We start from the raw sequence: 8,540 nt of genomic DNA, 5'->3' as shown, positions 1-8,540 counted from the left end.
TATCTTGATGGTTTAGGTTTTGATGTAACAGCGGCACATGATGAATCGTTTTCAACAGAGTGGTTATCGCTCACGTTAGGGATCAAAGTGGTTAACGATATTGACGAAGCCGTGGAACATATCCGTCATTATTCTACAGGCCATTCTGAAGCCATTTTAACGGATAACATTCACACCGCGAGTGACTTTATGAATCAAGTTGATTCCGCTGCAGTGTATGTGAATGCCAGTACTCGTTTTACTGATGGTTCGCAGTTTGGTCTTGGCGCGGAAGTGGCGGTGAGTACTCAGAAATTGCATGCTCGTGGTCCAATGGCGTTAGATGCCCTGACCACTTACAAGTGGTTAGCTTGGGGTGATTACACCTGCAGACAATAATGCATTTTGTTCTATTTATGACAAGAAGGGCGCACATTAGCGCCCTTTGTTTTTTGTATGGAGGCTCGGTAATAACAGAGCGTTATAAATTATAAATAAGGTGACTTGGCGTTACTGGCTCAGTAAAACGCTCAAAGGTGGTTAATAACCAAATCGCAAAAAAGGCACAGGTCATTAATATCGCTACAATTCTAAATACTTGCGCGTATTCCATTACATAAGTGAAATATCGACGTTGTACGGCATTGGTCATAAAAGTAGCGATAAGTGAAAATACGCACAAATACATTGCTGGATATTGTGTGGTGCTTACGCCATAAAGCTTTTCATAAACTAGAATCACCATAACAATCGTTAAGGTAACAATGCGTATCTTACGTTCGGTGTTATCACTGAAATTCCATCTTGGCAGTCCCATTGCCTTGGTTCCTCCACAATCATTTGAATTTTTAGTACTTTTTTGAATATCCTTTGTACTTTTATAGCTCTAGTTCGATTTTTTATCAAATGATTAGCGTTATTTAATACTTTTCTGTTGCAGTGTTACATTCAAAAAACGAGCAATACTGCTGAAATGCCAAGTTGGTTAGTGTGGCTCACAAACCAATGTCGATTTAAATTGTGATGATTTAATCCACTCCCCAAATGATAATGCCAAGCGCAAAACTCAGTGGCAATCAATAGTGCAAATTCAATCGATAGTACCGTTGTTAAATTGCCATAATGGCTGCTGATGTAGTTCACTATCTAATAGCCGAAACTCACACAATAATGAACAATACGCTGAATATTGGTATTAGCGACGATTATATGGCGCTAATACCATCTAATTCATCGGCAATATGGGTGCCATTTAGTAAAAAAAAACAGGTCTATGCCTTGTTGTTGCGTGATTCCGGCTGGTTTTACTGTAATGACTCCCATCATTACGCTTACTTAAGCCATCGCTGTTATGTGTAACTGAAGCTCCTTAGCTTACTAATATGCCTCGTATAAAAAATCCATAAAACATGATAAATATTTACTTATACCCTTGTAATTCACTTTGTTGTCCCAATATAGGTATCAAGGCTGATATGAGTGGTCAATTTTGAATCTCAAGTTAAGCAATAAAATGCTTGAAATACTTGTTGTTCATCCCCATATCAACATCAAATAACATATTTGTGACGACTAACGTCAATTTCGGAGGACCCCATGGGCAAAATTATTGGTATCGATTTAGGCACAACAAACTCGTGTGTAGCAGTCCTTGATGGCGGCAAAGCACGCGTAATTGAAAACGCAGAGGGTGATCGTACAACCCCATCAATTATCGCTTATACCGATGATGAAATTATTGTAGGCCAGCCAGCAAAGCGTCAAGCTGTAACTAACCCAACAAACACATTCTTTGCCATTAAGCGTTTAATCGGCCGTCGTTTTAAAGATGACGAAGTACAACGTGACGTGAACATCATGCCATTCAAAATTATCGGAGCTGATAATGGTGATGCATGGGTTGAATCTCGTGGTAATAAAATGGCACCACCACAAGTTTCAGCTGAAATCTTGAAAAAGATGAAAAAGACTGCTGAAGACTTTTTAGGTGAAGAAGTGACTGAAGCGGTTATTACCGTTCCTGCTTACTTTAACGATTCACAACGTCAAGCAACGAAAGATGCTGGTCGTATCGCAGGTCTTGATGTTAAGCGTATTATCAACGAACCTACTGCTGCTGCACTTGCATACGGTATCGATAAGAAGCAAGGCGACAACATTGTTGCTGTATACGATTTAGGTGGTGGTACATTCGATATCTCTATCATCGAAATCGACAGTAACGATGGCGACCAAACATTTGAAGTACTAGCAACCAATGGTGATACTCACTTAGGTGGTGAAGACTTTGATAACCGTATGATTAACTATTTAGCTGATGAATTCAAAAAAGACCAGGGCTTAGATCTTCGTAGAGATCCTTTAGCAATGCAACGTTTGAAAGAAGCGGCTGAAAAAGCAAAAATCGAGCTTTCAAGCACTAACCACACTGAAGTTAACTTGCCTTACATCACTGCTGATGCATCAGGTCCTAAGCATTTAGTGGTTAAAATTACTCGTGCTAAGTTAGAGTCATTAGTTGAAGATTTAATTCAACGTACTCTAGAGCCACTTAAAGTTGCACTAGCTGATGCTGATTTATCAATATCTGATATCAATGAAGTGATTCTTGTTGGTGGCCAGACTCGTATGCCTAAAGTACAAGAAGCAGTAACTAACTTCTTCGGCAAAGAGCCTCGTAAAGATGTTAACCCTGATGAAGCGGTTGCAGTTGGCGCGGCGATTCAGGCTGGCGTACTTTCTGGTGAAGTGAAAGACGTACTTCTACTTGACGTTACACCACTATCTCTTGGTATTGAAACCATGGGCAGTGTGATGACCAAGCTTATCGAGAAGAACACCACTATCCCGACTAAAGCTCAGCAAGTATTCTCAACAGCTGACGACAACCAAAGTGCAGTGACAATTCACGTACTTCAAGGTGAGCGTAAGCAAGCTAGTGCCAACAAGTCATTAGGTCAATTTAACCTTGAAGGTATTGAGCCAGCACCACGTGGCCAACCACAGGTTGAAGTGATGTTCGACATTGATGCTGATGGTATCTTACATGTGTCTGCAACAGACAAGAAAACAGGTAAGAAACAAAATATTACTATCAAAGCTTCTTCAGGTTTGTCTGATGAAGAAGTTGAACAAATGGTACGTGATGCAGAAGCTCATGCTGATGAAGATGCGAAATTTGAAGAGTTAGTTCAAGCGCGTAATCAAGCAGATGGTTTAGCTCATTCAACTAAAAAACAAGTTGAAGAAGCTGGCGATGCACTAGCTAGCGACGAAAAAGAAAAGATTGAAGCGGCAATTGCAACTTTAGAAACTGCCATAAAAGGCAAAGATAAAGAAGCTATTGATACAGCTACTCAAGCGTTAATCGAAGCGTCTGCTAAGTTAATGGAAATTGCTCAAGCTAAAGCTCAAGGTGAAGCAGAAGGTCAAGCACACGATGCTGGCCAGGAAAAGCCTGCTGATGATGTTGTTGATGCTGAGTTCGAAGAAGTTAAAGACGACAAAAAGTAATTAGTAATTTCAGCTAGTTACCGTTAAAGCGGGCGTTGGGGTTATCCTCAAACGCCCGTTTGTATAATTTAAGTTTAACAATTTACTCACACCTTCGAGAAACAGAACACTATGTCAAAGCGTGATTATTACGAAGTTCTCGGTGTTGGACGTGACACCAGTGAACGCGAAATTAAAAAAGCGTACAAACGCTTAGCGATGAAGTTTCACCCAGACCGTAATCCGGGTGACAAAGCCGCAGAAGCTAGCTTTAAAGAAATTAAAGAAGCGTACGAAATTTTAACCGACAGCGACAAAAAAGCGGCTTATGATCAATTTGGTCATGCTGGCGTTGACCCTAATCGTGGTGGACACGGTGGTGGCCAAGGTGATTTTGGCGATATCTTTGGTGATGTATTCGGTGATATTTTTGGTGGTGGTCGCCGTGGTGGTGGTCAACGCCAAGCTGCGCGCGGTAGTGATTTACGATACAACCTTGAATTGTCTTTAGAAGAAGCCGTACGCGGGTTAACCAAAGAACTGCGAATTCCTACTTTAGCAGCGTGTGATTTGTGTGACGGTAGCGGCGCTAAAAAAGGCACATCTGCAACCACATGTGGTACGTGTCATGGCCAAGGCCAAGTGCAAATGCGTCAAGGTTTCTTTGCTGTTCAGCAAGCGTGTCCTACTTGTCATGGTCGCGGTAAAATCATTAAAGATCCTTGCGGCAAGTGTCATGGCGAAGGTCGTGTTGAGAAAAGCAAAACCTTATCAGTTAAAATTCCTGCTGGTGTAGATACTGGCGATCGTATTCGTCTTACTGGCGAAGGTGAAGCGGGCGAGTTTGGTGCTCCACCAGGTGATTTATACGTTCAAGTTAGTGTGCGTGAACATGCTATCTTTACTCGTGATGCCAATAACCTTTACTGTGAAGTACCTATTTCATTCAGTAAAGCAGCATTAGGCGGCGAGATTGAAGTACCGACATTAGACGGTAAAGTTAGCCTTAAAATCCCAACAGAAACCCAAACTGGGCGCATGTTCCGCCTACGAGGCAAAGGGGTTAAGTCGGTCCGTAGCCATGCAGTAGGTGATTTACTGTGTAAAGTGGTGATGGAAACACCGGTTAACTTGAATGAAAAACAAAAAGAGTTATTGCGTGAGTTTGAAGCAACATTAACTGGCGAATCAAAAAAACACAGCCCTAAAGCTGAAGGTTTCTTTGATGGCGTTAAAAAGTTCTTTCAGGATTTAAACAGTTAATCGCGATGATCTAGCGACCTCGTTAAAGGCTGTTTACTTTGGTAAGCAGCCTTTTTTATTGGCGAATATCGTCAATTTATCCTATTAACATTAGGCGTTAACATGTCATTTTCAGCGTTATCACTCGATTCAAGTTTATTAGCCGCATTACCGCCGACAGTGAATCAGCCGAGTCGTATCCAACAACTGGCTATTCCTACTATATTGCTGGGGCAAGATGTATTGGCATTAGCTCAAACCGGCAGCGGTAAAACCTATGCTTACGGTTTGCCAGTATTGCAACGCATTAGTCTGCTTCCAACGGCTTATTTGTCTGCCGTGATCATCGTGCCGACCAGAGAGTTAGCATCACAAGTATCGCAAAACTTAGCGCCGCTAGCACAATCGCTTAATTTATGCGTAGAGGTACTTTGTGGCGGTGAAGCAATAGAGCTTCAAATTGAGCGCTTAGCTCAACCGGTTAATATTGTCGTTGCTACACCAGGCCGCTTACTCGCATTAGCTCAACAAGGGGTTATTCAGTTTGAACACCTGCAGAGTTTGGTTCTTGATGAAGCAGACCGATTACTGGACATGGGATTTATCGCCGATATTAATGCGCTGATAGCATTAATGCCAAGTGGCCAGCGGTTATTATTTTCGGCGACGTTACCCGAATCTTTGGTCGCATTAGCTCAAAAAGTACAGTCTGCATCTTGCGTGCGAATTGAAGCGCATGCTTTGAATAGTACCGTGGCTGATATTGACCAAACTATCTATCACGTCAATAAAGGCAGCAAGGCCAAAGCGCTGACTCATTTAATTACTTTACATCAATGGTCGCAAGTATTGGTGTTTGTGAATGCTAAAGACGATGCTGATGCATTATGTAAAAAGTTAATTAAAGCGGGTATTAACGCTGCGGCGCTTCATGGCGATAAAGAACAAGCGCTGCGAAGTAAGACCTTAGAGCAATTCAAAACGGCACAACTGACCGTATTAGTCGCAACCGATGTACTTGCGCGCGGTATTCATGTTGACGCATTGCCTGTGGTCATCAATGTTGATTTGCCTGCCCAAGCAGCAGTATATGTTCATCGTATTGGGCGTACTGCACGGGCGGGGCTAAGCGGCGTGGCATTATCATTAGTCGGTCACTCTGAATTACTCAGTTTAGAAGCTATTCGAGAGTTAACCGGACAGGCATTGCCATTAGTTGAATTAACCGGTTTTGTGGTAACGGATAAACCCACTAGCGAAAACAGTAAGCGAGCGCCGCGTGATAAACAAGCCAATCGTCGTACCGCCAATAAACGTAGTATTAGTGATTTCGCTAAACGTAAATCAACACGTTAATAAACACATGAATGCTGACTGATGTTTAACATCGTAAGTGATGCATTGGTCCAGTTGATTGGTATAGAATAAATGATGGATTAGCTTTTTGGCTAAATGAATTTTAAGGGATGACAACATGAAACCTCTCGCGCTAACCCTACTTGTTTCCGCTTTATTAGTTGGTTGTGTTAATAGTCAATCGCCAACAGGTCGAGGGCAAACCCTGTTGTTTTCTGATACGCAGATGCAGCAAATGGGAGCTCAGTCGTTTGAGACCATGAAGCAAAGCGAAAAAATAAGTCAAAACCAAGCGCAAACTCAATATGTGAACTGTGTTGCCAAACGTATCACTGCGGTGTTGCCCGACCAATCACAACAATGGGATGTCGTATTGTTTGAATCAGACCAAGTCAATGCGTTTGCGCTACCTGGCGGCCATATTGGTGTCTATACCGGTTTACTTAATGTGGCGACGAATCAAGATCAGTTGGCTACGGTTATGGGACATGAAGTGGCGCACGTATTAGCCCAGCATGGTAACGAGCAAGTCTCTCGAGCTCAGTTAACGGGGCTTGGCATGCAAGCTGCGGATGCCGCATTAGGAGCATCGGGTATTGCCAATAAAGATTTGTACATGGCTGGGTTGGGGCTAGGGGCTAAAGTGGGTATTATTTTACCTTTTGGACGCAGCCAGGAGTCTGAAGCTGATATTGTTGGTCTTGAGCTAATGGCCAAAGCAGGTTTTAATCCGGCTCAAAGTGTTAATTTGTGGCAAAACATGGCTAAAGCGGGCGGCTCCCAAGGCCCTGAACTGTTATCGACTCACCCGTCACACAGTCACCGAATTGAAGACTTACAAGCGGCACAGAATCAAGTGATGCCGCTTTATACACAGGCAAGAAAACAGTCTTTGACTGAGTGTAAAATTGCTCAAGTTAAATAGCGTTTTTTGCCAACATTTACGGGGTTTATTGTGATAAACTCTCGTGCGAATTTTTTATGTTTATTGAGAGAAAATTATTATGTCAGATTTGTTCAGCACTATGGAACAGCATGCTAGCTACGGTGTAGGTCGTCAAATGGGCGAGCAACTAGCAGCAAACTCTTTTGAAGGTATCGATATCCCTGCTGTTCAAGCTGGTCTTGCTGATGCATTTGCCGGTAAAGAAAGCGCAGTATCAATGGAAGAGCTTCAAGTTGCATTTACTGAAATTAGTCGTCGTTTACAAGAAGCACAAGAAGCTGCTGCAGAAGCTGCTGCCGCTGAAGGTGATACATTCCTAGCTGAAAACGCTAAGCGTGACGGTATTACGATCACAGAGTCTGGTCTTCAATACGAAGTACTTGTTCAAGGCGACGGTGAAACACCAACGTATGATTCAACTGTACGTACTCATTACCATGGTACTTTCATTAGTGGTGATGTGTTCGATAGCTCTGTTGCTCGTGGCCAGCCTGCTGAGTTCCCAGTATCTGGCGTTATCGCCGGTTGGACTGAAGCATTACAGTTAATGCCAGTTGGCACTAAGCTTAAATTATATGTCCCACATCACTTGGCTTACGGTGAGCGTGGCGCGGGTGCTTCAATCCCGCCTTATTCGGCTTTGGTCTTCGAAGTTGAATTGTTAGAAATTATCTAGTTGTTAAAAACGCCTAAGTTAACTTAGGCGTTTTTGTATATGCTGTTTGTGTGTTTACCTTTAGTTAACACTGGGAGAATGAAATGACTGCAAAAGTGAGAATTGCTGTAGTTGGTGCCAGTGGCCGTATGGGCCGTACACTGATTGAATCTGCTAAACAGCAACAAGTCATAATACTTGGCGCAGCTATTGAACGTACAGGTTCAAGTCTAATCGGTATTGATGCAGGTGTGCTCGCAGGTGTTGGCGCGATGAATGTTGCCATTACCGACTCACTGGATAAAGTGGTTAATGACTTTGACGTATTAATTGATTTTACGTCACCTGAGTCTTCCATTATTCATCTCGATTGGTGCGCAAAAAATCATAAAGCCATCGTCATCGGTACCACAGGTTTTAACCATGCTCAAAAAGAGCAAATTGGGGCCTATTCAGAACAAGTGCCAGTGGTATTAGCACCAAATATGTCTGTCGGTGTCAACGTTATGTGGAAGTTGCTCGCACTGGCTACAGAAGTGATGGGTGATTATACCGATATCGAAATAATCGAAGCACATCATCGTCATAAAAAAGATGCTCCTTCAGGTACCGCGCTTAAAATGGGTGAGATTATAGCCCAAACATTAGGTCGGGATTTAGAGCAATGTGCGGTCTTTGGGCGTGAAGGTATTACCGGTGAACGTGATCCTAATACCATAGGTTTTGCAACGGTTCGTGCCGGTGACATTGTCGGTGAACACACCGCTATGTTCGCTGACATAGGCGAACGCTTGGAAATAACTCATAAAGCATCGAGTAGAATGACCTTTGCTAATGGGGCGATGAGGGCGGCTTTTTGGCTCTCAGATC

General features: G+C 42.8%; 7 protein-coding genes and 1 pseudogene. 7 read left to right on the top strand and 1 reads right to left on the bottom strand.

Going from position 1 to position 8,540, the window contains the following annotated elements; translation table 11 throughout:
• Positions 1 to 378: pseudogene (locus CXF78_RS07510) on the top strand (gamma-glutamyl-phosphate reductase); the annotation flags it as partial.
• A gap of 82 nt (positions 379 to 460) precedes the next feature.
• Here the strand turns inward: CXF78_RS07510 and CXF78_RS07505 are convergent.
• A complete protein-coding gene (locus CXF78_RS07505) occupies positions 461 to 796 on the bottom strand; it encodes a hypothetical protein (RefSeq protein ID WP_011636442.1) in 336 nt (111 codons plus the stop codon).
• Positions 797 to 1,575: 779 nt separating this feature from the next.
• On the opposite strand from CXF78_RS07505, the gene dnaK reads away from it, so the two are divergent.
• The 6 genes from dnaK to dapB form a co-directional block, all read left to right on the top strand.
• On the top strand, positions 1,576 to 3,492 hold the full coding sequence (gene dnaK / locus CXF78_RS07495) for a molecular chaperone DnaK (protein WP_011636443.1): 1,917 nt from the start codon (positions 1,576 to 1,578) through the stop codon (positions 3,490 to 3,492).
• Positions 3,493 to 3,603: 111 nt separating this feature from the next.
• The gene (gene dnaJ, locus CXF78_RS07490; protein WP_011636444.1) at positions 3,604 to 4,734 is read left to right on the top strand and encodes a molecular chaperone DnaJ; all 1,131 of its coding nucleotides are present in this window, start codon (positions 3,604 to 3,606) and stop codon (positions 4,732 to 4,734) included.
• A 102-nt stretch (positions 4,735 to 4,836) separates the two neighbouring features.
• Positions 4,837 to 6,069 (top strand): DEAD/DEAH box helicase, encoded by a 1,233-nt coding sequence (locus CXF78_RS07485; RefSeq protein ID WP_102036419.1) that lies wholly within the window; start codon positions 4,837 to 4,839, stop codon positions 6,067 to 6,069.
• Between the two features lie 118 nt (positions 6,070 to 6,187).
• Positions 6,188 to 6,994, top strand: a complete 807-nt coding sequence (locus CXF78_RS07480) for a M48 family metallopeptidase (RefSeq protein ID WP_102036418.1) — start codon at positions 6,188 to 6,190, stop codon at positions 6,992 to 6,994.
• A 79-nt stretch (positions 6,995 to 7,073) separates the two neighbouring features.
• The gene (locus CXF78_RS07475) at positions 7,074 to 7,691 is read left to right on the top strand and encodes a BamJ family beta-barrel-assembly machinery protein (protein ID WP_101085769.1); all 618 of its coding nucleotides are present in this window, start codon (positions 7,074 to 7,076) and stop codon (positions 7,689 to 7,691) included.
• Between the two features lie 83 nt (positions 7,692 to 7,774).
• Positions 7,775 to 8,540: 4-hydroxy-tetrahydrodipicolinate reductase (dapB, locus tag CXF78_RS07470; RefSeq protein ID WP_102036417.1), on the top strand; the 766-nt coding region annotated here is incomplete at its 3' end.

The sequence above is a fragment of the Shewanella sp. 11B5 genome (assembly GCF_002836795.1).
Classification (GTDB): Bacteria; Pseudomonadota; Gammaproteobacteria; order Enterobacterales; family Shewanellaceae; genus Shewanella; species Shewanella frigidimarina.
The sequence above is the reverse complement of the archived record's forward strand: the minus strand, read 5'-3'. Positions and strand labels throughout refer to the sequence as shown.